The following is a 25,689-nucleotide window of genomic DNA, read 5'->3' on the forward strand; positions in this document are numbered from 1 at the left end:
CCCATGTCACACAACATCATTCCCGACCTGAGCCAGCTCAAGGTCCTGTTCCTGGTGGGCAGCCAGGCCCTCTACGGCGAGGAGACGCTGCGTCAGGTCGACGAGCAGTCCGAGGCGATCCTCGCCCAACTGCGTGCCTCCAGCGACATCCCCGTCACCATCGAGCCGCACCAGCTGCTCACCGACACCGACGGCATCCACCAGGCGGTGTTGGCGGCGAACGCCGACCCGAGCGTGATCGGCGTCATCACGTGGATGCACACCTTCTCACCGGCGAAGATGTGGATCCGTGGCCTGGAGGCCCTGCAGAAGCCGCTGCTGCACTGGCACACCCAGGCAGGTGTCGCGCTTCCCTACGCCGACCTCGACTTCGACTTCATGAACCTGAACCAGTCGGCCCACGGGGACCGTGAGTTCGGCTACATCCTCACCCGGCTGGGCATTGCCCGGAAGTCGGTGATCGGACACGTCTCCGATCCCCGGGTGACCCGCGAGATCGGCTGGTGGACGCGCGCCGCAGCCGGCTGGAACGAGGTCAATGGCCTCAAGGTGGCCCGCTTCGGCGACAACATGCGCTACGTGGCCGTCACCGAGGGCGACAAGACCGAGGCCGAAGCGGTCTTCGGCGTTGCGGTGAACACCTGGGCGGTCAACGAACTGGCCGACGCCATCGAGCGCGCCAGTGACGCCGAGGTGGCGCGCACCATGGCCGAATACGACGAGCAGTTCGAGGTGGTGCCCGAACTGCGGGCCGACGGTGCCCGTCGTGGCGCGTTGCGCGATGCGGCACGGATCGAGGTGGGCCTTCGGGCCGTGCTCGAGGCCGGCGACTTCCATGCGTTCACCGACACCTTTGAAGACCTCGGCTCGCTGCCCCAGCTGCCGGGGATCGCGGTACAGCGCCTCAACCTGGATGGCTACGGCTTCGGGGCCGAGGGCGACTGGAAGACCGCGATCCTGGTGCGTGTGGCCAAGGTGATGGGCGCCGGGCTGCCCGGCGGGGCCTCCCTCATGGAGGACTACACCTATGACCTCACGCCCGGGGATGAGACGATCCTGGGCGCGCACATGCTCGAAGTCTGCCCCTCGCTGACTTCGCGCCGTGCGCGCCTGGAGATCCATCCCCTGGACATCGGTGGCAAGTCCGATCCGGTGCGTGCGGTGTTCACCGCCGATCCCGGCCCCGCCGTGGTGGTGGCCCTGTCGGACATGCGCGACCGCTTCCGGCTGACGGCCAATGTGGTGGACATCGTGGAACCCGAGCACTCGCTGCCCAAGCTGCCGGTGGGGCGGGCCTTCTGGAAGCCCCGCCCCAACTTCGTGACCTCGGCGAAGTCGTGGCTGGCCTCGGGTGCGGCCCACCACACGGTGATGTCATCGCAGGTGCCGGTGGAGGTCTTCGCCGATTTCGCCAGGATGGCCGGCACCGAGCTGGCGGTCATTGATGAGCACACCTCGCCGCAGGCGTTCCAGGATGCGCTGAATTGGAACTCCGGGTATTACCGTCTTCATCGTGGCGTGTGAGTCGCGGGATTTCCAGGGGGTCTGAGATGGCTGCAGGAACGGCGCCGAATATTCGCGACGTGGCCGAATTGGCGGGCGTGTCGCACCAGACCGTGTCGCGGGTGATCAACGACCACCCCAGCATCCAGCCGCAGACGCGGGCCCGGGTGGAGGCGGCCATCAAGACGCTGGGCTATCGCCCCAACAGCGCCGCCCGCTCACTGGCGCGGATGCGCACCGGGCGCATCGGCGCGATCGTCGACAGCCCCGAGCACTTCGGGCCGATGAACACCCTGCGCGGCGTGGAGGTGGCCAGCCGACGTGCGGGCTATTTCCTCAGCTCGGTGTCGGTGAACGACGATTCGGTGGACGCCATCAACCAGAGCCTGGAGTTCCTGCTCGACCAGAATGTCGAGGGGCTGTGCCTCATCGCCCCGCGACTTCCCCTGCTCGAGGTGATCCGGCGCCGTGGGTTGCAGATTCCCAGCGTCGTGATCGCCACCGACACCGCCCACCTGGTGGATGACAACGGGTTGCAGGCCAGCGTCGACCAGGAGCTGGGCACCCGCATGATGGTCGACTACCTGTTGGAACTGGGCCACACCCGCATCGCGCACCTGAGCGGACCCCATGACTGGGGCGACGCCCGCTCGCGCCGGGCCACCTTCGAGGCGACGCTGGCCGCGCACGGCCTGACGCCGGCCGCGATCGTCGAGGGCGACTGGAGCCCGGATTCGGGATTCGCCGCCGGTCCCGGACTCATCGAGGGCACCGGCGCCACCGCCGTGTTCTCGGCCAACGACCAGATGGCCCTGGGTCTGGTGCACTATCTCAGCGAGGTGGGCCTGCGCGTGCCCGACGACGTGAGTGTCGTCGGCTTCGACAACACCCCCGAGTCGGCCCACATGATCCCGCCCCTGACCACCGTGCGCCAGAACTTCGAGAAGCTCGGCGAGATGGCGATCGGATCGCTGTTGGCACGCATCAAGGGGGCCCGGGTCGAGCGTGAGACCCTGCGCACCCAGCCCTCCCTGGTGGTCCGGTCATCGGCCGGCCCACGTCCGGCGACGCAACGGTCACGTTGATGTCGTCCCACGATTCCACGACCGCGCGTCGTGGCCCCACAATCTTCGTCGGGCTCCGGAACCAGCCCGGCGACGGTCGTTGTCGATTACGGCGTTCTCGTACGACACGGCGGTTTCATTTATTCGCGTGTGACCGATAACAGACGAAATGGACACCCGGGCATAGACGCTCTGGATTCCCCCCACCAAGATGCAGCTGGTCGATGTGACGGCCCTGCGCAGCTCGAACAAGGAGGTTCGATTATGAGGAAGTTACTGAAGCTCATCGCGGCCCTGGGCGCCTTTGCCCTGGCCCTGACGGGATGCAGTGGCGGCGGTAGCGGTAGTGATTCGGGCAGCAGCTCGAAGACTCTCACCGTCGGCTTTGTGGCAGTTGGTCCCGAGGGCGGCTGGCGCACGGCGAACAAGACGAACATCCAGAACACCTTCAGCAAGGACAATGGCATCAACCTGAAGTACGCCCCGTCGGACAACGGCGACCAGGCGTCCCAGATCACCGCCATGACCTCGTTCATCGATGAGGGTGTCGACGCGATCCTGCTGTCGGCCACCGAGGCCACCGGCTGGGAGAACGTGCTGAACCGTGCGAAGGAGGCCGAGATCCCGGTCTTCCTGTTGGACCGTGGCATTGAGCCCGACAACACCTCGCTGTATGCCTCGCGCATCGCCCCTGACAACGTCGCCATCTCCGAGAGCGCGGCCAACTGGGCCGTCAAGCAGTTCCCCGAGGGCGCCAAGTACGTCGTGCTGGAGGGGCCTGCCGGCCTGTCCGTGGTGAACGACCGCAACAAGGGCTGGGATTCGGTGATGTCCACCCATCCCGAGTTCCAGAAGATTGCCAGCCAGTCCGCGAACTGGTCCCAGAATGACGGCAAGTCGGTGACCGAGACGCTCCTGAAGGCCAACCCGGGCATCCAGCTGATCTTCGCCCAGAACGACGAGATGGGCCTGGGCGCCACCCAGGCAGTCACCGAGGCCGGGCTCACGCCGGGCAAGGACGTCAAGATCATCACGATCGACGGCACCAAGGCGGCCCTGGAATCCCTGTCCGCCGGACAGCTGAGCTTCGTGGCCGAGTACAACCCGCTGTTTGGTGACATTGCGCTGAATGCGGTGAAGAAGGCAAAGGCCGGAGAGCACGTCGATGCGCTCTACACCGTCGATTCGGTGACCTTCGATTCGCCGGAGGCCGCCAAGGCGGCCCTGCCGAACCGCGCCTACTGATCGAGCAGATCGCACCCGGCCCCACGGCCGGGAGTCCTCCTCCAACACATCGGCGGATGTGGGGCCCTGGCACTGGGTCCAGGGCCCCACCCGCTCGATGTCAGCCGCTTCATCCAGCACATATCGAGGGTCTGAACATGACGGAACCCACGGCGCGAATCGTCGAAATGAGAGGGATCTCGATCGAGTTCCCCGGCGTCAAAGCGCTCCAAGATGTCGACCTCACTCTCTACCAGGGCGAAGTACATGCGCTCATGGGCGAGAATGGCGCCGGCAAGTCCACACTCATCAAGGCGCTCACCGGCGTCTACTCGATCGACTCCGGGTCGATCACCATTGCCGGGCGCAAGCGCACTCTCAACGGGACGGCCGACGCCCAGCGCGCTGGTGTCGCCACCGTCTACCAGGAAGTCAACCTCTGCACGAACCTGACCATCGGCGAGAACCTGATGCTCGGGCACGAGGCCCATGGTCCGCTCGGCATCAACTAGAAGAAGACCTACCAGCTGGCCAAGCAGGCCCTGGCGAGGTTCGGACTCGACCACCTGGATCCCCGGGCGCCGCTGTCCGACCTGTCCATCGCCATGCAACAGCTGGTGGCGGTCAGCCGCGCCATGGTCATCGATGCGAAGGTGCTCATCCTTGATGAGCCCACCTCGAGCCTTGACGCCCACGAGGTGGAGAAGCTGTTCTCAGTGATGCGCAGGCTGCGTGACCAGGGCGTGGCGATCCTTTTCGTGTCGCACTTCCTCGATCAGGTCTACGAGATCAGCGACCGCATGACCATCCTGCGCAACGGCCAGTTCATCGGCAGCTACCGCACCCGTGAGCTCGACCGCACCACCCTGATCTCCAAGATGATCGGCAAGGACTATTCCTCGCTGAGCACCATCGCCCGCGAGGCCGACGAGGTCGCGGGCACCGAGGCACGCACGCCGTTCATCAAGGTGCTCGGCCTTGGCCGCAAGGGCTCCATCGAGGCGGTCGACCTGGACCTGTTCGCCGGCGAGATCATCGGCTTCGCCGGCCTGCTAGGCTCGGGACGCACCGAGCTGGCCCGGCTGCTCTACGGCGCCGACAAGCCCGAGAGCGGCCAGATCGCCATTGACGGCAAGGACGTGTCGATCGGCTCACCGGCCACCGCCCTGAAGGACCGGATCGCCTATTCCACCGAGAACCGTCGCGATGAGGGCATCATCGCCGACCTCACCGTGCGCGAGAACATCATCCTCGCCCTGCAGGCGCGTCGTGGATGGATCCGACCGATCCCGCGCCGTGAGCAGGACGCGATCGCCAAGAAGTACATCGAGGCGCTCAATGTGCGTCCCCCTGACCCCGAGAAGCTCATCAAGAACCTGTCGGGCGGCAATCAGCAGAAGGTGTTGTTGGCCCGCTGGCTCGCCACCGAGCCCCGGCTGTTGATCCTCGACGAGCCGACACGCGGCATCGACGTCGGCGCGAAGTCCGAAATCCAGGAGGCCGTGGTCAAGCTCGCCAACGAGGGAATGTCGGTGATCTTCATCTCCTCTGAGCTGGAAGAGGTGGTGCGCCTCAGTCAGCGCATCCTCGTGCTGAAGGACAACCGGGCGATCGCGACGATCGCCAACGGACCCGATGTCAGTGCGAACACCATCGTCGACATCATCGCAAAGGAGGGTCAGGCAGCATGAAAGCCATCGTCAAGAACCAATATTTCTGGGGCATCATCGCACTTGTCCTGCTGATCATGGTCGATGTGATCAAGGACCCCTCGTTCATCCAGATCACAGTCAGCAACGGGAACCTCTATGGTTCCCTGATCGACATCCTGCGGGGAAGCGCCCCGGTGCTCATGATCGCGATCGGGATGACCTTGGTGATCGCCACCGCTGGCATCGACCTGTCGGTGGGTTCGCTGATGGCCGTGGCAGGTGCGGTGTCGATGGAGTTCCTGGCATCAGCTGCGAATTCCGGATCCACCGGCGCCGTGCTCACGGCGCTGGGGCTGTCCCTGCTGGTCACCGTCATTCTGGGCGCCATCAACGGCTTGTTGGTCTCCGTAGTGGGTCTACAGCCCTTCATCACCACGTTGATCATGATGATGACCGGTCGTGGCATCGCCAAGGTGATCACCGGGGGACAGAACACCTCGGCCCGCAGCGACGGCTTCGCGTGGATCTCCACCGGAACCGTGTTCGGGTTCCCCGTGGCGTTCGTGATCGCCATTGCCATCGTCGCCCTGGTGGCGCTCGTGGTGCGACGCAGTGCCCTGGGCATGACCATCGAATCGGTGGGCATCAACCAGCGGGCCAGCCGCATGGCCGGCATCAAGCCGCTGTACATCCTGTTCTCCGTCTACGTGATCAGCGGCCTGCTGGCTGGCATGGCCGGCGTGTTCGCCACGGCGAACGTGATGACCGTCGAGGTCTCCAAGACCGGCATGGACATGGAGATGGACGCGATCCTCGCGGTGGTCATCGGCGGCACCTCGCTGGCCGGCGGACGCTTCTCACTGGGCGGCAGCGCCATCGGCGCGCTGCTCATCACCACGCTGAACCGCACCGTGACCTTCCTCAACGTGCCCTCGGCGGCCACGCCGGCGTTCAAGGCCGCAGTGATCATCATCGTCTGCCTGCTGCAGTCCGAGCGGGTGCGCAATCTGTTCAAGACCCTCAAGCGCAGCCGACGCGTGGTCGAGGCCGCTCCGGCACGGGTCGAAGAGGTCAAGGAAGTGGTGGCGGCATGAGCGCCCAGACACTCAACGCGGCGGTGCCCACACGCGCACTGCCCAGCTGGCTCAAGATCGATCGCAAGCGCATCCCGACCCTCGCGTCGGTGGTCATCTTCCTCATCATGATCATCTACGGGCAGGCGGCCTACGGCCAGACCCTGACGATGAGCACGGCCTCCAACCTGCTGATCAACAACGCCCACCTGATCATCCTGGCGGTGGGCATGACCTTCGTGATCCTCACCGGGGGCATCGACCTGTCGGTGGGGGCGGTGATCGCCTTCAGCTCGGTGCTGGGCGCCCAGCTGCTCAATGCCGGCTGGAATCCCGTCCTGGTGATGGGGATCATCGTGGTGGTGGGTGGCCTGTTCGGGCTGGCCTCCGGCGTGCTGGTGCAGTACTTCAGGGTGCAGCCCTTCATCGCCACCCTGGCGATGATGTTCCTGGCGCGCGGCCTGGCGTCCATCCTGAGCACCACGCCGATCCGACTGGACGACGCCTCGGGGTTCCGCACCCTGGCCACCCAGTGGAAGGTGATCGACGGTCCGAAGGTGAATGACCTGGTGATCACGCCCAATGTGCTGATCGCCGTGGTGGTGGTCGTGGCCGGCTTCTTCATCCTGCACCGCACCCGCACCGGGCGCACGGTCTATGCGATTGGTGGTTCGGAGCCCTCGGCGGAGCTGATGGGCCTGCCGGTGAACCGCACCAAGTACCTCATCTACGTGATCAGCGGATTGTGCGCCGGCATCGCCTCGGTGGTGTACACCTCCAAGCTCGGGATGGCGCAGAACGTGACCGGCGTCGGCTGGGAGCTTGATGCGATCGCTGCCGTGGTGATCGGCGGCACCCTGCTGCTGGGCGGGGCGGGCTATGTGCTCGGATCGGTGCTCGGCGCGCTCGTGCTGGGGCTGATGAATGTGCTCATCGCCCGTGACGGCAGCATCCCGCCCGAGGCGACCACCATCATCACCGGCGCCATCCTGCTGCTGTTCGTGCTGCTGCAGCGAGCGGTGGTGAAGCGCGACCACAACGACTAGCCGCGCAGCGGCGTCGCACATCGTACGGATTTCCCCCCGTCCATGTCGGACCGACGGCAGTGCAGGTCACCAGAAATGGCCGACCGGCACTGCCGTCGTCATGTTCGGCGGGGCGTGGTTGACATGTTGACGGCGGTCGGGCTCGTGCGGGGCGGTCAACGTCCTGGCACGCTGCATGGTTGTGTGAATGCCCGTGGCCGGGGGCACCCGAACGTGACGGTGCGGCGCTGCACTGCGCGTCCATGGGTCCCGCGGGGCCGGGGCTCTTGCGCTGCACGCAATAGACTGGGCATCATGCCTGCGAGCCATGATCTTGTGCTGGTCGTCGACTATGGGGCGCAATATGCGCAACTCATCGCGCGACGCGTCCGTGAAGCACATGTTTATTCAGAAATTGTCCCCCATGCCATGAGCGTCGACGAGATGGTGGCCAAGAAGCCGACCGCCATCATCCTGTCGGGCGGACCGGCGTCGGTCTACGTGCCCGATGCGCCCAAGGTCGACCCCGCCCTGTTCAGCACCGGTATCCCGGTGTTCGGCATCTGCTACGGCTTCCAGCTGATGGCCGGGGCCCTGGGCGGCACCGTCGAGCACACCGGAACCTCCGAGTACGGGCGCACCAGCGTGGCCATTGACGACACCGGCGTGCTGTTGCACGACCTTGACGACATCTCCAGCGTGTGGATGAGCCATGGCGACTCGGTGACCGCGGCCCCCGCGGGATTCGCGTCGTTGGCCCGCACCGCCGGCGCTCCGATCGCTGCCTTCGAGGCGCCCGAGCGCAAGCTCGCGGGCGTCCAGTGGCATCCCGAAGTGGCCCATACCGAACGCGGCCAGGAAGTGATCGAGCACTTCCTGTTCGACTTCGCCGGCTGCAAGCCGACGTGGACCAGCAGCTCGATCGTCGACGACCAGGTGTCCAGGATCCGCGCCCAGGTGGGCGACAAGCGGGTGCTGTGCGCCCTGTCGGGCGGTGTCGATTCGGCAGTCGCCGCAGCGCTGGTGCAGCGTGCGATCGGCGATCAGCTCACCTGCTGCTTCATCGACCACGGCCTGCTGCGCAAGGGCGAGGCCGAGCAGGTGAAGCACGACTTCGTCCAGATCACCGGCGTCGACCTGGTGGTGGCCGACGAATCCGAGCGCTTCCTGTCCGCGCTGGCCGGCGTCTCCGAGCCCGAGGCCAAGCGCAAGATCATCGGGCGCGAGTTCATCCGTAGCTTCGAGGACGTGGCGCGCCAGATCGCCGGCGACAAGGGCATCGACTTCCTGGTGCAGGGCACCCTGTATCCCGACGTCGTGGAGTCCGGCGGCGGTGACGGCGCGGCGAACATCAAGAGCCACCACAACGTCGGCGGGCTTCCCGACGACCTGCAGTTCACCCTCATCGAGCCGCTGCGCGCCCTGTTCAAGGACGAGGTGCGTGCCGTCGGTGCCGAGCTCGGACTGCCCGACTCCATGGTGTGGCGCCAGCCGTTCCCGGGGCCGGGGCTGGGCATCCGCATCGTCGGGGAGATCACCCAGGACCGCCTCGACCTGCTGCGTGAGGCCGACGCGATCGCGCGCGAGGAGCTGACCGCGGCCGGGCTCGACCGCGAGGTCTGGCAGATGCCGGTGGTCCTGCTGGCCGATGTGCACTCCGTCGGCGTGCAGGGCGACGGACGCACCTACGGGCATCCGATCGTGCTGCGTCCGGTCAGCAGCGAGGACGCCATGACCGCCGACTGGTCGCGCCTGCCCTACGACCTGCTGGAGAAGATCAGCACCCGCATCACCAACCAGTGCCCCGAGGTGAACCGCGTCGTGCTTGACGTGACCAGCAAGCCGCCGGCCACCATCGAATGGGAATGACCCACGCCTGACGCAGGCCCTGACGCCCCGACCCCGCCTCCCAGCGGGGCCGGGGCGTCAGTTTTGTCAGTGGCGCCTGCCAGACTTGTCCCATTCGTGCCGATGAATCGTTGGCGCGGCTGCAGGGCGGCGTTGGCACCACGATGTGCCATCGACATATCCGGGGGAATTGCGCCGCAACCCCGCCGAAGATGAAGGATTTCCATGAGCCAAGACCTGAAGCAGGCCCTGTTCGGCGTGTTCGACGCGGTGCAGAAGAATGCGATCAAGTTGGATTTCGGAGCCGATCCCGAGCCCGGGGAAGCAGGACAGAGCCGGCTGGGTGGCCGACCTGACGTTCCCCGGGACTTTGAGTGGCCCCGCTTCCAGGACAAGGACGACGATTCTGCCGACGCCAATCGACCCCTGACCTTCCTGGCCCAGGTCAACCTTGCCGACGCGACCCGCTATGACACCGAGGGACTGCTTCCCACCGCAGGCGTGCTGAGCTTCTTCTACGAGATGGAGACCCAGGAATGGGGCTTTGATCCCCGGGACAAGGGCTCCGCCAGGGTCTTCTTCTTCGAGGACCCGGCGACGTTGCGGCCCGCATCGGTGCCTGACGACCTGGACGACTGGTTCCCCGACGGCCAGGCCATCTCATACCGGAACATGGTGGACCTGCCGGCCTGGTTGGGCTTCACCGAGCTCCCCGAGGAAGTGCGTAGGACGAACCCGCTGCCCGTGCCCCTGACGGACATCGAGTGGGAGGACTATGACGCGATGCGCGAGGAGTACGGCGCACCATCCGAGGGCGATGATGCGGTCACCACGAAACTGCTCGGCCACCCGGACGTGGTGCAGAACCCGATGGAGGCCGAGTGCGAAATGGTCACGCGGGGGATGGCTGACGGCGCGGAGGGCGAGGAGATCTCCCAGGAACTGCGCGACGACATCGAGAAGGCCAGCAGGGACTGGACCCTGTTGTTCCAGATGGGCACCGATTCCGGCCTGGAATTCGGCGATGTCGGCCACATCAATTACTGGATCAAGAAGCAGGACCTGGCCCGCCGTGATTTTGACAAGGCCTGGCTCATCCTGCAGTGCGGATGACCCGGGCGTCCGAGTGACGGTCCGGCGTCGGGGCGGGCGTCTGCGCGCACTCAGTGCGCGACGCTGACCACGATCTTCCCCATCTCGGTGCTGGTCTCCAGCGCCTCATGGGCCCGGCCGACGTCCGGGAGCGGGAATTCCCCGACGATGGGCAGGCTCAGGCCCTGCTGCGCCACCAGCGTGAGCATGTGGCGCAGCAGGGCGGGATTCACCTCGGTGGACTGGAAGTTCGTGAGGTACCCGCGAATGCTGAAGGGATCAAAGTCGGGCACCGTCCACTGGCCTCCCAACCCGCCGGTGACCACCACGCAGCCCCGGGGCGCGGCATGCCCCATGGAGTCATCCAGCGTGGCCGCCCCCACGAGTTCGAGCACCCCATCGAACCGTTCGGTGCCGGGCAGCGTCCCGGCGTCCACGAGCACCTCGTCAGCCCCCAGGGCCTCAAGGCGCGCAATCTTGCCGGGGCTACGCGTGGTGGAGGTCACCCGCACGCCGAACGACTTGGCGAGTTGCATCGCCGCGAGGCCAACGCTGCTGGTGCCACCGCGGATCAGTAGGGCATCACCGGCCGTCAGGTGCATCCGGTCGAGGGAACCCAGGGCGGTATAGAAGCTCTCGGGGATGGTGGCCAGCCGATTCCACGCCATCTCAATGCCCACCGGATACAGCTGGGAGTTCGGCACGAGCGCATATTCCTGGTAGCTGCCGTCGAAGTCGCGTCCCAGCCCACCCATGAGCGTCACGACGCGTTGCCCCACCTCAAGTCCGCTCGCCGGAGAGGTGGCGTGCACCCGTCCGACGGCCTCGATTCCGATCACCCGGGGGAACCGCACATCGGGGGAACCGCCGGCGCGCGTGATCAGTTCGGCATGGTTCACGCCGAACGCCATGACCTCGAGCACGCTGTGCGTGGCGGTCGCCTCGGGAATGGGACGTTCCTCAGGGCGGAAGGTGTCTGCGCCTCCCGGATGGTCCAGCACCATTGCCAACATCATCGTCACCCCGCCATCGCGCGTCGGATCGAACGGACGCCCGGTGCCGGTTCAGTGTGGGCGGACACGTGCACGGGGCGAACCCATCGTGACCTCAGGCTACTGCGGCGCTGCTGGGGCCGCAGCCGACAGGAACCGACCGCCCTGTTCCATCACGCAGCAACGCCCGAGTCCCGCTCACCACAGTCGGGATTCGGGCGTTGCTTGTGGGAAGCGACGAACGGGGTGACGTTCGCCGCAAGGTAATGGGGGAGCGCCGACCGGGGTGACGGTCGACGCAGGTCTTGTGCTGTGCGGGCCTACTTGGTGTCGTCGTAGGGGTTGAAGTCCTGCGGCCCGTCGTTCTTGTCGCGGAAGCCGTTGATCGTCCGCTTCACCGCATCGAGTCCCTTCGAGCCATCCACGCCGTCAGGGATCAACAGCCAGCAGATCAGATAGGCCCAGAAGGCGGTGCCGAAGGTGACCAGGCCAAGGATGATGAAACCGAGCCGAACCGCCAGTGCATCGATGCCCCAGTAGTCGGCCAGACCGCCGGCCACCCCGGCAATCCAACGGTTGTCGTGGCGACGTACCAGCTGCTTGGTGCCCATGGGTTCCTCCTGGATCGGGGTCTGCACCGCCCCTGCGGTGCGCATGGATCAATTCTTGCGCCGATCGCACTCAATTTCATCAGGGAGGCACCCTGAACGCACCCTGCTTGCCGGGTCAGCCCGACGGGGGACAGGGGGCGGCCCGTCCCGGATTCACGTGCCGGCCGACGAATGCCGCGTGGGTCGGATGGAACAATTGGCACCATTGGTCCACGGGGAACCTGAAGGGAGGCGGCACGACATGGGATCCACACGCCAGCGCGGCACGTCTTCCGAGCCGCCGCGGACGGGCATGAACGCTCCTGGCGGCGCCGTGCCCTCCTGGCCGGACGGTGCGTCGGGGCATCCGGCCGGCCGCGGACCGCGCTGGCCGGCGGGCCTGGCGCGGAGGATGCGCGGAAGCTGGCTCGGCGGGGTCTGCACCGGCATCGCCGACTACCTCGGCTCCCCGGTGTGGCCGGTGCGGTTGTGCTTCGTGTTGCTGGCCATGACCGCCTACCTCGGCGTGGTTGCCTACGCCGCGTTGTGGGCCTTCCTGCCGATCAAGGACGAGGCCGCCGAACAGGCCCGGGCGGTGCGTCCGGCACGCAAGCCCCGCAGCTCGCGGCGCCAGGACCTGGAGGTGTGGCTGTCCATCGGGCTGGTCCTGCTGCTGTGCCTGGGGCTGCTCGTGTTGAGCCGGCTGTTCGGTCTCGGCTCGATCCATGCCTTCTTCTGGCCCGTGGTGCTGGCCGCCGTGGGTATCGGACTCGTCTGGCGCCAGGCCGACCAGCCCGAGGAGGAACCCGACCGGCTCGTGCCACGTTGGATGGCGCCCCTGGTGAGCAGTTCCAAGTGGGCCACGGTGTTGCGCATGGGCCTGGGGATGACCCTGGTGGGGGCCTCGGTGCTCCTGGTGGCCTACACCCAGGTGGACGGCCCCTATCTGCCGGCAGTGCTGGGCATGGTGGCCCTGGCCCTGGCCGGCTTCGGGGTGCTCACCGCGCCCTGGATGAACCGGATGCGCAGCAACCTGGCACGTGCCCACGAGGAAAAGCTGGTGGCTGATGCGCGTGCCGACATGGCCGCCCACCTGCACGATTCGGTGCTGCAGACGCTGGCCCTGATCCAGCGTCAGGCCGATGACCCCAAGGCCGTGGCCAGCCTCGCGCGACGTCAGGAACGTGAGTTGCGCGAGTGGCTCTACGGGGAGGCGCCCGGCCCCCGGGACTTCCGCGCGGCGTTGCGCGATGCCGGCGCCCAGGTCGAGGACAGCAGCGGAGTGCGCGTCGAGGTGATCTGCGTGGGCGATGCCACGCTGAACGACGGCCTGTCGGCGATGATCCTCGCGGCACGCGAGGCCATGATGAACTCCGCGAAGCATTCGGGCGCTGACCACATCGACGTCTATGCCGAGGTCGACGATGATCACGTCGAACTGTTCGTCCGCGATCGTGGCGTGGGCTTTGATGCCGAGCAGATCCGAGCCGATCGGATGGGTGTGAGAAGATCGATCATCGAACGTATGGAGCGCCACGGCGGAACCGCTCAGGTGCGCTCTGCACCGGGGGAGGGCACCGAGGTGAAACTGGAGATTGCGCGATGACGAGCCTGCCCGGACCCCTGACCACCGATGAGCCGCGCCCGGAGGGCCCCCGGCGGGTGGTGCTGGTCGATGACCATGACATCTTCCGTGCCGGCGTGCGCCACGAGCTGACCGCCGCCGCACCCGACGAGATCGACGTGGTGGGTGAGGCCGGCGACGTGGAGCAGGCGGTCAAGGTGATCACCGGGACCACGCCCGATGTGGTGCTGCTCGATGTGCACCTTCCCGGCGGCGGAGGTGCCGAGGTGGTGCGCCAGGTTCACCAGATCGATCCCAAGATCACCTTCCTGGCGCTGTCTGTCTCGGACGCCGCCGAGGACGTGATCGCCGTCATCCGCGCAGGGGCTCGTGGCTATGTCACCAAGTCGATCAGCACCGCCGACCTGGTGGAGGCCATCGGGCGCGTCGCCACCGGCGATGCCGTCTTCAGCCCCCGTCTGGCCGGCTTCGTGCTGGACGCCTTCAGCGGATCGATCTCGGTGGAATCCATCGATGAGGACCTCGACCGGCTGAGCCAGCGCGAACGCGAGGTGATGAAGCTCATCGCCCGCGGCTACACCTACAAGGAAGTGGCACGCGAGCTGTTCATCTCGATCAAGACCGTGGAAACCCACGTGTCGAATGTGCTGCGCAAGCTGCAGCTGTCGAACCGCCATGAACTCACCAAGTGGGCCACCGACCGCAAGCTCGTCTAGCGACCCCGCAACGTCGATCATGCCGGGTGCACATCGTGGAGATGCGCGCCCGGCGTGATGCATGAGGTGGGGATGTGGAGTGGGGATCGGACCCGTGGGCAGACCTTGTGGTGGATCCCGTGGGTCAGCCTGTTGGGCTGACCTGTGGTGGATCCAGTGGGTCAGCTTGTTGGGCTGACCTGTGGTGGATCCAGTGGGTCAGCTTGTTGGGCTGACCCCGTTGCAGACCCCGTGGGTCAGCTCCTTGAGCTGACCTTGTTGTAGACCCACAGCACCAGGCAGCTGCCGACGACGGACAACAGCCACGTCCAGGGGCTGAAGAAGCCCGACAGCGGGCGGTGGAACAGCAGGCTGCCGAGCCAGCCGCCGGCCAACCCACCGACGACGCCGATGATCAACGAGCTGATCCAGCCAGCGCGCCCGCCGATGATGGCCTTGGCGATGGTGCCGCAGATGAGGCCCAGGATGATCCAAGAAATTAGTCCCATGGTTTCATGCTAACCGACCGGGGTGTGCACTGAGTGGACCGCCCCTCCACCTGAACCCCGGGATCCCCCTGTCCCGGACCCATTGCGACCCCTCATCCTGCGGTGCCCGGTGCGGCTGGCGACCTGCGATGGGGCTGCGCAGCTGCACGCCACCCCGACAGGGCAACGCGTGCCGGCTCGCAAAGAAGTAGGTTAGCCTCACCTAATGTGGGTCCCACCTGTTGGTGGGCTGTGCAATGACCCGCTCACGAAACACCACGTCCCCTCCCCATTCTCAGAGGAGAGCCCTATGTCATCCACCCGGTTCACGAACCGTGGAACCCTTGCCGTGGTCGCCCTGTCGGCGGCCCTGCTGGCCGGCGGACTCACCGCCTGTTCATCCGGCGCGGGTAGCGATACATCACCTGCCACCCACAGCGCGGCCGCGCTGTCGAGCATCGAGATCACCGACAACAACGGCACCCATACGGTCACGACCCCACCGCAGTCGGTCGTCGCCCTGGACAACCGCACCTTCGAGACGCTGTCCCAGTGGGGCGTCGGTCTCAAGGCCGCGGCCGTGTCGCTGATGCCGAGCACCATCTCGTACACCACCGACAAGTCCATCGTGGACATCGGCAACCACCGCGAGCCGAACCTGGAGGCCATCGTGGCGGCCAAGCCCGATCTGGTGATCAACGGGCAACGCTTCACCCAGTACACCGACGAGATCAAGTCGCTGGTGCCCGATACCACCATCCTCGACCTGGATCCCCGCGATGGGGAACCCTTCGACCAGGAACTGAAGCGCCAGACCACCGTGCTGGGCGAGGTCTTCGGCAAGCAGGCCGAGGCCAAGAAGCTCAATGACGACCTGGACGGCGCCATCGCACGGGTCAAGAAGGCATACAAGCCTGCCGACACCGTGATGGCGGTGAACACCTCCGGTGGCGAGATCGGCTTCATCGCGCCACATGTGGGACGCGCGCTCGGACCCGTCTATGACTTCGCGGGCCTGACGCCGGCACTGCAGGTGCAGGGTTCGTCCAAGGATCACAAGGGCGACGACATCTCGGTGGAAGCGATCGCCAGCTCCAATCCCACGTGGATCCTGGTGATGGACCGCGATGCGGCGATCTCGGCCGACGATCCGTCGTACAAGCCGGCCAGCGAGTTGTTGAAGAACTCCCAGGCCCTGGCCGGGGTGACCGCGGTGAAGGAGGGCAACATCGTCACGATGCCTGCCGACACCTACACCAATGAGTCGATCCAGACCTACACGGAGTTCCTCAACGACTTCGCCGCAGCGCTGGAATCCCGGGCGTGACCTTGCCTGATGCCACCCCGGTCCGCCGGACGCGCCACGGTGCGTCCGGCGGACCACCGCGCCCCGGGCCGGTGCCGGACCGCAAGCTGCTCGACCCCAAGCTGCTCGTGGGGATCGTGGTGGTCGCCGGGCTGTTGGTGCTGTCGCTGACCACCGGCGTCTACGACGTCTTCGGGGCCTCGGATGGTTCCCGGATGTTCCAGATCACCCGCGTGCCGCGCACCGTCGCGCTGGTCCTCGCCGGTGCCGCGATGGCCATGAGTGGCCTCGTGATGCAGCTGCTCACCCAGAACCGCTTCGTCGAACCCACCACCACCGGCACCACCGAATGGGCCGGATTGGGGCTGCTGTTGGTGATGGTGATCGCCCCGAACGCCAGTATCGGCACCAAGATGGCCGTGGCCGTCGTGGCGGCCTTCCTGGGGACGATGGTCTTCTTCGCCTTCCTGCGCACCGTGACCCTCAGGTCGTCGCTGATCGTGCCCATCGTCGGCATCATGCTGGGCGCCGTGGTGTCATCGATCTCCACCTTCATTGCCATCAGGATGGACGCCCTGCAGAGCCTGGGCGTCTGGTTCGCCGGCAGCTTCACCTCGATCCTGCGCGGCCAGTATGAGATCCTGTGGGTCGTCGCAGCGGTGGGAGTGGCGATCTTCCTGGTCGCCGATCGCTTCACCGTGGCCGGCCTCGGCAAGTCGGTCGCCACCGGGGTCGGCATGAACTATGAGCGCATCATCCTGATGGGCACCGGCCTGGTGGCGGTTGCCACCGGCGTGGTCACCGTGGTGGTCGGAAACCTGCCCTTCGTGGGGCTCATCGTGCCCAACATCGTCTCGCTGGCACGCGCTGACGACCTGCGCTCGAACCTGCCGTGGGTCTGCCTGCTGGGCATCGGCCTGGTCACCGTCTGCGATCTGTTGGGACGCGTGATCATCATGCCCTTCGAGATCCCCGTCTCCCTGATCCTGGGCATCGTCGGGTCGGTGGTCTTCGTCGTGCTCCTGCTGAGGCAGCGTCGCCGTGGCTGACACGCAGACCGAAGCCGTGGGGCGCGGACGCCCCGGACCAGCCGGGGGAGTGGGGGGCCCCGGCAGCGACATGGTCGTCGACACCCCGACCCGGGAAACCCCGCCGGTGCGCACGCACACCGGCGCCTTCGCCACCCGCGCGGCCCGACGTCGCTACCTGGTGGTCGTGGTCGGCCTGGCCGTGGCAGCGGTTGCGGCGTCCTTCGGGCTGTTGGCCTGGGCCAATCCGATGCCGGTGGGCTCCCGGGGATTCTGGAAGATCGCCCAACGCCGCCTGGCCAGCCTGGTGGTGATCGCCGTGGTGGCGTTCAGCCAGGCGCTGGCCACCGTTGCCTTCCAGACCATCACGAACAACCGCATCATCACCCCGTCGATCATGGGCTTCGAGTCGCTCTACCGCGCGGTGCAGACCAGCGCGGTCTACTTCCTGGGCGTGGCCGGCGTGGTGGCCCTGCAGGGGGTGCCACAGTTCCTGATCCAGGTGGCGGTGATGGTGGCCCTGGCCGTGGCGCTCTACGGCACCCTGCTCAGCGGACGCCATGCGAACCTGCAGGTGATGCTGTTGATCGGCATCGTGATCGGTGCCGGCCTGGGATCGGTGGCCACGTTCATGCAGCGCATGCTGTCGCCCAGCGAATTCGACGTGCTCAGCGCCCGCATGTTCGGCAACATCTCCAACGCCGAGGCGTCCTACCTGCCGGTGGCGGTGCCACTGTGCCTGGCCGCCGGGCTCGGCCTGTGGGTGCGCAGCCAACGCCTGAACGTGATGGCGCTGGGTGCGTCCGCCGCCACGGGGCTGGGGCTCAACCACCGCCGCGAGACGATGCTGGGCCTCACCCTGGTCTCGGTACTGATCGCCGTGTCCACCGCGCTGGTGGGGCCCATGACCTTCTTCGGGTTCCTGGTGGCCACCCTCACCTACAGCCTCGCCGGCACCCATGACCACCGCCGCATCTTCCCCGTCGCGGTGCTCACCGGCTTCGTGGTGTTGGCCGGCGCCTATTTCGTCATGCGCTATGTGTTCTACGCGCAGGGCATGGTGTCGGTGATCATCGAGCTCGTCGGCGGAACCACCTTCCTCATCGTCCTGCTACGAAAGGGGTGGTGTCATAGCGTCGAAGCAACACTCCCGGTCGGCGGGGGTCTGATCGGTGGAGTGTGCGGATGGCGCGGGTGGGGTTGTCGTTCAGTGACAGGTCGGAGATCTCGACGGCCTCGAAAGCGGGCTGGTCGGTGCGGAGGATCGCCCGTCACCTGGGGCGTTGCCCGTCGGTGATCTTGCGGGAGCTTCACCGGAACTCGACGAAGACCCGCGGCTACCAGGCCGTGACCGCAGACGTCAGAGCGCAGCGTCGGCGGGCTCGCCCGCAGCAGCGGAAGGTCGCGGGGGATCCGGTGCTGCAGGCGAGGGTGGAGGCGGATCTGGCCGCGTCGTGGACGCCGAACGAGATAGCGGGCCGGTTGCGTCTGGAGGCGACAGACCCGACCGTTGAACGCATGGCGAACTCTGCTGACGCACGCGGCCGAACCGTCTCCGGTGAGGCTATCTACCAGTACATCTACGCAATCCCGAAGGGTGAGCTCGCCCGCAAGGGCATCTTCCTGCAGTCCAAGCGGACCAAGCGCCGACCACGTACGACCGGGCGGACGCGCGGTGGCCCAATCGTAGGTATGGTCCCGATCGCGGAGCGAGGTGAGGACGCCGCCCAGCGTCGGGTGCCGGGGCACTGGGAGGGTGACCTGATCATCGGGAAGAACGGCACCTCGTGCGCGGCGACGCTGGTGGAGCGGATGAGCGGGTTCACCGGGCTGCTGGCCCTGTCCTCGAAACACGCCGAGCCAACCGCTGACGCGGTCATCGAGTTTTTCAACGACTTGCCCGAGATGATGAAGGCATCGTTGGCGTGGGACCAGGGCAGCGAGATGGCCCAGCACGCGAAGGTCTCCCTGGCCACGGCGATGCCGGTCTACTTCGCCGATCCCCACTCGCCCTGGCAGAGGCCCAGCAACGAGAACACGAACCGGCTCTACCGGGAGTATCTGCCCAAGGGCACGGTGATCCCCGATCACCAGCCCTACCTCACCACCATCGCCGAGGAGATCAACAATCGACCCCGCCGCCGACTGGGCTATCTCACGCCCACCGAGGCATTCGCTCGACTGCTCGCCGGCGAGCCCCATGTTGCTTCGACGCCTTGACATCGCCAGGGCCGACTGTGATCGCGCTTGCCGATGTGCTCAAGAAATACAGCCCCGAGGTGTGCATCGGTCCGGTTGACCTGCACATCCCCGACGGCGGCATCACCGCGCTGGTGGGGCCCAATGGGGCCGGCAAGTCGACCCTGCTCACCATGATCGGACGGCTGCTGGGCCTCGACACCGGCGTGATCGAGATCGCCGGCTACGACGTGGCGCGCACCAAGTCGGCCGACCTGGCCCGGGTGGTGTCGGTGCTGCAACAGGAGAACCACTTCGTCACCCGGTTGACCGTGCGCCAACTGGTCGGCTTCGGCCGCTTCCCCTATACCCATGGACGCCTGAGTGCCGCCGACGAGGAACTGGTCGACCAGGCCCTGGACTTCCTGGCGCTGCGTGACCTCGAAGCGCGCTACCTCGACGAGTTGAGCGGTGGGCAGCGTCAGCGTGCCTATGTGGCGATGGTGCTGGCCCAGGACACCGAGTACGTGCTGCTCGACGAGCCGCTCAACAACCTGGACATGCGCCATTCGGTGCAGATGATGCGCCACCTGCACCGGGCGGCGCGCGAGCTCGGACGCACCATCGTCATCGTGTTGCACGACATCAACTTCGCCGGACGCTATGCCGACCACATCTGCGCGATGAAGGACGGGAGAGTGGCGGCCTTCGGGCCTTCCGACGAGATCATGGATTCCGCCGTGCTCACCGAGGTCTTCGATACCCCGGTGGATGTGGTGCAGGGCCCCCACGGACCGCTGGCGGTGTACTACTGACCACCCGCCGGCCCCTGTTCCCGCCGGCCCCTGTTCCCGTCGGGCTCTGTTCCCGTCAGATTGGGACCGGGATCAGAACAGGGGGCGCCAGGGCGCGAGCAGCCATTCGGTGCCCTTCGCCACGATGCTGCGCCGTTCCCAACGGGCCAGGTCCATCTCGGTGCAATTGGACTGGTCGGTCAGGAAGATCCGCTCGAGGGCCGTTGCCACCTGGGGGCTGGTGATCTCGGCATTCACCTCGTAATTGCCCGCCAGGGACAGCCGATCGATATTCGCCGTGCCGATCGTTGACCAGTGGCCGTCGATCGTGGCGGTCTTGGCGTGCACCATCGCATTGTGGAACAGGAACAGCCGGATGCCGTCGCGCAGCAGGCCGGTGTAATAGCCGCGCGACAGCCAGTCGGCAATCACGTGGTTCGACTGCGCCGGCACGATGATGCGCACATCGACGCCACGCTGCGCGGCACGCGCCAGGGCGGTGCGCAGGTCGTCGTCGGGAATCAGATAGGCGCTGGTGAGCCAGATATTGCGCTGCGCCTTGTCGATGGCCTCGAGGTACATATTGCGGATCGGGAAGACCGCCCAGCGCGGCGTATTGCGCGACAACCGAACCGAGCCGTCCCAACGACGCTGGCTCGTATCGGGCAATTCGGGCATCGACGAGCGCTGGCTCGACAACAGGTGCACCGGGCGCAGGTTCCAGTAGTCGACGAAGGCATTCTCGAAGTCGGCGACGCTGGGACCCTCGAAACGGGCGTGGGTATCGCGCCAGGTGCGGGCGTAGCGTGACCCGATGTTGTAGCCGCCCATGAAGGCGACCCTGGAATCGACCACCAGGATCTTGCGATGGTCACGTCCCGAATTGCGCAGATTCCAGAACGCCACCGACTGCACCAACGGATGGCGCTTCACATGGATGTTGTCGGGAAAGCGGAAGAATGACGGGCGCACCACCATGTTGGCGAATTGGTCATAGACGATGTAAACGGCCACACCGCGATTGGCGGCCTCAATGAGTGCCTGCTTGAAATCCTGGCCAATGGGATCGTTCTTCCAGATGAATGTCTCGAAGAAGATCGTGTGCTTCGCCCGCCGGATGGCGGTGAGCATGTCGTTGTACAGGTCCTCGCCATAGGAATAGACACTGACCAGGTCGTCGTCGGCCCTGGCCTGGGTGACGGCACTGCGCGGGAAGCGGGCAGGGCCTGCCCGATGCTTGCGCACATTGTCGGCTGCCACCAGCACGCCGGCAGCGCCGAGTTGGGCGCCCAGAATGCCCAACAGGGCATTGCGGACAACGCGGCCGGTGGCAGGAGGAAGGCGCATGCGCACACTCTAATGTGCCGGTGGGCGCCCCGGCTCACCGGGCCGAATGGACCCTGTGGATGGTCGTCCCGCCCCAGCGACGGGGCAGTGGATGCGATGTGTGCGGCGCCGGCCGGCAGCATAGGCTTGAGCGGCCATGACTGACCAGACCCCTCCCGACCTGTTCTCCGCCTTTGACCAGCGCCTGTCGGCGTTGGGAGCGCCGGGTAGCGGCGAAGGCTTCGCTCCCCACACCCCCCACGACGCCCACGACGACGCGGAGGCCCTGCTGCACGGCCTGAACCCGCCGCAGGAACAGGCCGTGGTGCACGAGGGCTCACCGGTGCTGGTGGTGGCCGGTGCGGGCTCGGGTAAGACCAGGGTGCTGACACGTCGGATCGCCTGGTTGATCGCCCAGCGTGGCGTGCATCCCGGCTCGATCCTGGCCATCACCTTCACCAACAAGGCAGCCGCCGAGATGCGCTCGCGGGTGGCCGAGCTGGTGGGTCCGCGCACCCGCACGATGTGGGTGAGCACCTTCCACTCCGCGTGCGTGCGCATCCTGCGCACTGAGCTTGCCGAGGCCCCCGAGCTCGGGTTGCGGCGCAACTTCTCCATCTACGACGACACCGACACCAAGCGGCTCATGACCCTGGTGTTGCGCGACCAGAACCTCGACACGAAGAAGTTCCCGCCACGCACCGTGATGGGCTGGATCAGCAATGCCAAGAATGAGCTGCTGGGCCCCGGCGCCGCCGCCGAGCAGGCCGACAACGGCAATGAGGAACTGTATGCGCAAGCCTACGAGGAATATCAGCGTCGGCTCAGGGCCGCCAATGCGATGGACTTCGATGACCTCATCATGATCACCGTGCAACTGCTGCACGACCACCCCGATATCCGCGAGAAATACCGTCGTCGCTTTCGTCAGGTGCTGGTCGACGAGTACCAGGACACCAACCATGCGCAGTACCTGCTGATCCGCGAGCTCTGCGCGCCCAACGAGGACCAGATCGACGCCCCCCGCGTGGATCCGCCCGAGCTGCTGGTGGTCGGTGACTCCGACCAGTCCATCTATGCCTTCCGGGGCGCCGATGTGCGCAACATCCTGGACTTCGAGCAGGACTTCCCGGGGGCCCGCACGATCCTGCTGGAGCAGAACTACCGCTCCACCCAGACCATCCTGTCGGCGGCCAATGCGGTGATCCAGCACAACTCCGGGCGTCCGGTGAAGAAGCTGTGGAGCGACGCCGGTGATGGCGACAAGATCATCGGTTGGGTTGCCGACACCGAGCATGACGAGGCCCGCTGGGTGGCCGAGAAGATCGACGAGCTGCACGACCACCAGCAGGCCGCCTATTCCGACGCCGCGGTGTTCTACCGCACCAATGCCCAGTCGCGCGCCTTCGAGGAGGTGTTCATCCGGCTGGGCCTTCCCTATCGGGTGGTGGGCGGCGTGCGCTTCTATGAGCGACGCGAGGTGCGCGATGCGCTGGCCTACCTGCGGGCCATCGCGAATCCGGCCGACGATGTCTCGATCCGTCGGATCATCAACGTGCCCAAGCGCGCCATCGGTGCCCGGGCCGAGACCGCGCTGGAGATGTTCGCCGTGAGCCAGTCGATCCCGTTCAGCCAGGCCGTGGACCGTGCCGCCGAGGTGCCCGGACTCGCCACCCGTTCGCGCCATCAGGTGGAGTCCTTCGCCTCGATGATGGCCGGTTTCCGCGGACTCGTGGCGGCAGGGTCATCGGCCGACGAGGTCGTGGCCGCGGTGCTGAAGGACTCGGGCCTGCTCGACGAGCTGAAGGACTCCAAGGACCCCCAGGACGAGACCCGTGTGGAGAACCTCGTGGAGCTGGTGGCCGTGGCCCAGGAATTCGTCGCCCAGGCCCACACCCTCGACCTGTCGGCTGGGCTGCGGCCCGATGCGCCCGGCGATCAGGATGCCCCCGAACTGGCCGACGAACTGGTGGCCGGCATGCCCGAGGCCGATGACTCCCTGGGTGCCTTCCTCGAACGGATCGCCCTGGTGGCCGATTCCGACCAGATCCCCGATTCCGATCCGGACTCCGCCGGGGTGGTGACCCTCATGACGCTGCACACCGCCAAGGGCCTGGAATTCGACAATGTCTTCCTCACCGGCATGGAGGACGGCATCTTCCCGCACATGCGGGCCCTGGCCGACCCCGCCGAGCTGTCCGAGGAGCGGCGGTTGGCCTATGTGGGCATCACCCGCGCGCGCCGACGCCTGTTCATGAGCCGTGCGGCCGTGCGCACCGTATGGGGCCAGCCCCAGTACAACCCGCCCAGTCGCTTCCTGGAGGAGATCCCCGCCGAACTGATCGATTGGCAGCGCACCGGCGCTGACCTGACCAGTTGGGGTTCATCGGCCTCGGCGCGTACCGCGTCGGCCCGCCGGCAGACGAGCACGGGCGGCCCGGTGTTCGGGTCGGGGCATGGCGACCTACCACGTACCAAGACCGTCGCCTCCCTGGAGCCGGGCGATCGGGTGCTGCACTCGAGCTTCGGCATGGGCACCGTGGTGGCGGCGGCCGGTTCGGGGAACAACGCCACCGCCGACGTCGACTTCGGCTCGGCGGGCGTGAAGCGGCTGGCACTGCGCTTCGCTCCGCTGGAGAAGCTCTAGCGCCCGGCACCCGGCACGTCACCCCTCGGCACGGCACCGCGGGGGAGGGGCGCCCCTTTCGATAGTGTTCCAGCGGTAGTGGCGGAGGTGACGATGGCAAGGCGCAGGAGAACTCGCACGGCAGTGCTCGAGACGCACGCCGAGGAGTCCGAAACCAGCGTGCGCGATCGGGCGCGAACCCTGCCATGGCGTGCCACCACGGCCCTGTCGGCAGTCGGCACCGCACTGGCGAGCTGGATCATCGTGACCGCGTTCTGCTCGCTCGGCTGGCTGTCGCAGAGCCAGTCCAGCTATGCGCAGGTGCTCGAATTCGGCACCCATGCCTGGCTGCTCGGCCACGGCGTCCCGATGACCATCGAGGGCGTCCGGGTGTCAGTGATCCCGCTGGGCTTCGCCCTGCTGGTGATGCTGGTGACCACCAGTTTCGTCATGACCATCGCCCGTCACCTGGCCACGCGTGCCTTCGGCGGACGTGCCCGCACCGAACGTCAGGACGCCGAGGCCCGCGGCCTCGCCCTGCGCATGACCGTGTGGTTCACCGTCCCCTATATGGCGATCCTGGCCGTTGCGGCCAGTGCCACGGGGGAATCCGCCCAGATCGGACGCGCGCTGATCGGTGGATTGGTGATCTGCGGGCCCATCACGCTGATCACCACCGGACGCGCGCTGGGTTGGAGTGTCATCACCTTCAACCAGGGGGGTTGGATCCGCGGTGTGATCGCCGGCGTCTGGTCTGCGGTGGCGGCCCTGATCGGGGTGGCCGCCCTGGTGCTGCTCATCGCACTGATTGCCCGGCACGGCCAGGTGGGCGCCCTGCACAATGCGCTCAACCCGGGCGGGCTCGGGGGAGCCGTCCTCGCGATCGGGCAAGCCGCCTGGGTGCCCAATGCCGTGCTGTGGACCGCAGCCTGGCTGCTGGGAGCCGGATTCACCGTCGGCGACGACACCCTGCTCACCCCCCTGGTGTCCCGGTTGGGTCCCACCCCCGATTTTCCGATCCTCGGTGCCCTGCCCAGCGGCGCCGCCCCCTCGTCGGCAGGCCTTGCGTGGCTGCTCGTCGGCGTGCTTGCCGGCGCGCTGGGTGCCTTCGTCGCCGTGCGCGCACGACACAACAACGCCACCCAGGCGCTGCCCCCACGCAGGATGAGCACCGAGGCCGCCGCGCTGTGCGGGGTGTGCATCGGCGTGTTGTCGGGCCTGCTCGCCTGCGTGCTCATCGCGTTCAGCGATGGATCACTGGGCGTTGAGCGCCTGCGCCGGGTCGGGCCGATGATGGCCCGCGTCGTGGTGCTCGCCCCCACCCTGATGGGGGCCGGCGGCCTGTTGGCCGGTTACGGCGCCATGCATGTGTTCAAGCTCATCGCACGTCGCGGCGCTGCCGCACCGAGCCCTGCTCCCCAACCGGCAGGCACCCGCGCGAAGCGTCCGTCGCTGCGTGCCCTGCTGCGTCGTCGCGGGGAGGCGACGGTGCCCACGGCGTCCCGGCCCGACGACAACGACACCACCGACGCGGCACCGACCACCGATTCCGGCAGCGGGGCAGCGGACCCGGTGCACGGCGACGAAGGGTAGGCTTCCG

Annotated in this window: 21 protein-coding genes and 1 pseudogene; 18 read left to right on the forward strand and 4 right to left on the reverse strand. The window is 66.8% G+C overall.

Annotated elements, in window-relative coordinates:
* The first annotated feature begins 3 nt into the window (after positions 1 to 3).
* The 9 genes and pseudogenes from araA (at position 4) to RM25_RS03085 (ending at position 10,502) form a co-directional block, all read left to right on the forward strand.
* A complete protein-coding gene (gene araA / locus RM25_RS03050) occupies positions 4 to 1,524 on the forward strand; it encodes an L-arabinose isomerase (RefSeq protein ID WP_013160579.1) in 1,521 nt (506 codons plus the stop codon).
* A gap of 26 nt (positions 1,525 to 1,550) precedes the next feature.
* The gene (locus RM25_RS03055) at positions 1,551 to 2,588 is read left to right on the forward strand and encodes a LacI family DNA-binding transcriptional regulator (RefSeq protein WP_013160580.1); all 1,038 of its coding nucleotides are present in this window, start codon (positions 1,551 to 1,553) and stop codon (positions 2,586 to 2,588) included.
* A gap of 243 nt (positions 2,589 to 2,831) precedes the next feature.
* Positions 2,832 to 3,812 (forward strand): ABC transporter substrate-binding protein, encoded by a 981-nt coding sequence (locus tag RM25_RS03060; RefSeq protein WP_036939569.1) that lies wholly within the window; start codon positions 2,832 to 2,834, stop codon positions 3,810 to 3,812.
* A gap of 167 nt (positions 3,813 to 3,979) precedes the next feature.
* Positions 3,980 to 4,459, forward strand: a pseudogene (fruK, locus tag RM25_RS13170) (fructose ABC transporter ATP-binding protein FruK); the annotation flags it as partial.
* A gap of 210 nt (positions 4,460 to 4,669) precedes the next feature.
* On the forward strand, positions 4,670 to 5,482 hold the full coding sequence (locus RM25_RS13175; protein WP_230954628.1) for an ATP-binding cassette domain-containing protein: 813 nt from the start codon (positions 4,670 to 4,672) through the stop codon (positions 5,480 to 5,482).
* Positions 5,479 to 6,537, forward strand: coding sequence for an ABC transporter permease (locus tag RM25_RS03070; protein ID WP_044636039.1), 1,059 nt, complete (start codon positions 5,479 to 5,481; stop codon positions 6,535 to 6,537). Before RM25_RS13175 ends, RM25_RS03070 begins: the two co-directional genes overlap by 4 nt.
* Positions 6,534 to 7,562 (forward strand): ABC transporter permease subunit, encoded by a 1,029-nt coding sequence (locus RM25_RS03075; protein WP_013160584.1) that lies wholly within the window; start codon positions 6,534 to 6,536, stop codon positions 7,560 to 7,562. Before RM25_RS03070 ends, RM25_RS03075 begins: the two co-directional genes overlap by 4 nt.
* Positions 7,563 to 7,856: 294 nt before the next feature.
* Positions 7,857 to 9,410 (forward strand): glutamine-hydrolyzing GMP synthase, encoded by a 1,554-nt coding sequence (gene guaA / locus RM25_RS03080; protein WP_013160585.1) that lies wholly within the window; start codon positions 7,857 to 7,859, stop codon positions 9,408 to 9,410.
* A gap of 204 nt (positions 9,411 to 9,614) precedes the next feature.
* Positions 9,615 to 10,502, forward strand: a complete 888-nt coding sequence (locus RM25_RS03085) for a YwqG family protein (protein ID WP_013160586.1) — start codon at positions 9,615 to 9,617, stop codon at positions 10,500 to 10,502.
* Between the two features lie 50 nt (positions 10,503 to 10,552).
* Here the strand turns inward: RM25_RS03085 and RM25_RS03090 are convergent, their stop codons facing one another.
* Both RM25_RS03090 and RM25_RS03095 read right to left on the reverse strand, forming a co-directional pair.
* Positions 10,553 to 11,485 carry a zinc-binding dehydrogenase gene (locus tag RM25_RS03090; protein ID WP_013160587.1) on the reverse strand — a complete coding sequence of 311 codons (933 nt, stop codon included), beginning with the start codon at positions 11,483 to 11,485 and terminating at the stop codon, positions 10,553 to 10,555.
* Between the two features lie 308 nt (positions 11,486 to 11,793).
* On the reverse strand, positions 11,794 to 12,129 hold the full coding sequence (locus RM25_RS03095) for a PspC domain-containing protein (RefSeq protein WP_013160588.1): 336 nt from the start codon (positions 12,127 to 12,129) through the stop codon (positions 11,794 to 11,796).
* A 346-nt stretch (positions 12,130 to 12,475) separates the two neighbouring features.
* Between RM25_RS03095 and RM25_RS03100 the strand changes: the two genes are divergently transcribed.
* The gene (locus RM25_RS03100; RefSeq protein WP_036939900.1) at positions 12,476 to 13,669 is read left to right on the forward strand and encodes an ATP-binding protein; all 1,194 of its coding nucleotides are present in this window, start codon (positions 12,476 to 12,478) and stop codon (positions 13,667 to 13,669) included.
* Positions 13,666 to 14,364 (forward strand): response regulator, encoded by a 699-nt coding sequence (locus RM25_RS03105; RefSeq protein WP_013160590.1) that lies wholly within the window; start codon positions 13,666 to 13,668, stop codon positions 14,362 to 14,364. Before RM25_RS03100 ends, RM25_RS03105 begins: the two co-directional genes overlap by 4 nt.
* 236 nt (positions 14,365 to 14,600) lie before the next feature.
* On the opposite strand, the gene RM25_RS03110 is transcribed toward RM25_RS03105, so the two are convergent.
* Positions 14,601 to 14,852 (reverse strand): GlsB/YeaQ/YmgE family stress response membrane protein, encoded by a 252-nt coding sequence (locus tag RM25_RS03110; RefSeq protein ID WP_013160591.1) that lies wholly within the window; start codon positions 14,850 to 14,852, stop codon positions 14,601 to 14,603.
* A 289-nt stretch (positions 14,853 to 15,141) separates the two neighbouring features.
* Between RM25_RS03110 and RM25_RS03115 the strand changes: the two genes are divergently transcribed.
* The 5 genes from RM25_RS03115 to RM25_RS03135 are packed head-to-tail and all read left to right on the forward strand — an operon-like array spanning position 15,142 to position 20,158.
* Positions 15,142 to 16,158: a siderophore ABC transporter substrate-binding protein gene (locus RM25_RS03115; protein WP_013160592.1), complete on the forward strand. Its 1,017-nt coding sequence runs from the start codon at positions 15,142 to 15,144 to the stop codon at positions 16,156 to 16,158.
* Positions 16,155 to 17,186, forward strand: a complete 1,032-nt coding sequence (locus tag RM25_RS03120) for an ABC transporter permease (RefSeq protein ID WP_230843908.1) — start codon at positions 16,155 to 16,157, stop codon at positions 17,184 to 17,186. The genes RM25_RS03115 and RM25_RS03120 overlap by 4 nt, the downstream gene beginning before the upstream one ends.
* Positions 17,179 to 18,462, forward strand: coding sequence for an iron chelate uptake ABC transporter family permease subunit (locus tag RM25_RS03125; RefSeq protein WP_257009049.1), 1,284 nt, complete (start codon positions 17,179 to 17,181; stop codon positions 18,460 to 18,462). The genes RM25_RS03120 and RM25_RS03125 overlap by 8 nt, the downstream gene beginning before the upstream one ends.
* Entirely contained in the window at positions 18,351 to 19,385 is a 1,035-nt protein-coding gene (locus RM25_RS03130; protein ID WP_044635816.1) for an IS30 family transposase, read from the forward strand. The genes RM25_RS03125 and RM25_RS03130 overlap by 112 nt, the downstream gene beginning before the upstream one ends.
* Positions 19,386 to 19,402: 17 nt before the next feature.
* Positions 19,403 to 20,158 (forward strand): iron ABC transporter ATP-binding protein, encoded by a 756-nt coding sequence (locus RM25_RS03135; protein WP_036939556.1) that lies wholly within the window; start codon positions 19,403 to 19,405, stop codon positions 20,156 to 20,158.
* A gap of 72 nt (positions 20,159 to 20,230) precedes the next feature.
* Here the strand turns inward: RM25_RS03135 and RM25_RS03140 are convergent, their stop codons facing one another.
* Positions 20,231 to 21,484 carry a phospholipase D-like domain-containing protein gene (locus RM25_RS03140; RefSeq protein WP_013160596.1) on the reverse strand — a complete coding sequence of 418 codons (1,254 nt, stop codon included), beginning with the start codon at positions 21,482 to 21,484 and terminating at the stop codon, positions 20,231 to 20,233.
* A 136-nt stretch (positions 21,485 to 21,620) separates the two neighbouring features.
* On the opposite strand from RM25_RS03140, the gene RM25_RS03145 reads away from it, so the two are divergent.
* Positions 21,621 to 24,110: a UvrD-helicase domain-containing protein gene (locus tag RM25_RS03145; protein WP_013160597.1), complete on the forward strand. Its 2,490-nt coding sequence runs from the start codon at positions 21,621 to 21,623 to the stop codon at positions 24,108 to 24,110.
* A gap of 123 nt (positions 24,111 to 24,233) precedes the next feature.
* Entirely contained in the window at positions 24,234 to 25,682 is a 1,449-nt protein-coding gene (locus RM25_RS03150) for a cell division protein PerM (RefSeq protein ID WP_044636041.1), read from the forward strand.
* The last annotated feature ends 7 nt before the right edge of the window (positions 25,683 to 25,689 follow it).

The sequence above is a fragment of the Propionibacterium freudenreichii subsp. freudenreichii genome, from assembly GCF_000940845.1.
Lineage (GTDB): Bacteria > Actinomycetota > Actinomycetes > Propionibacteriales > Propionibacteriaceae > Propionibacterium > Propionibacterium freudenreichii.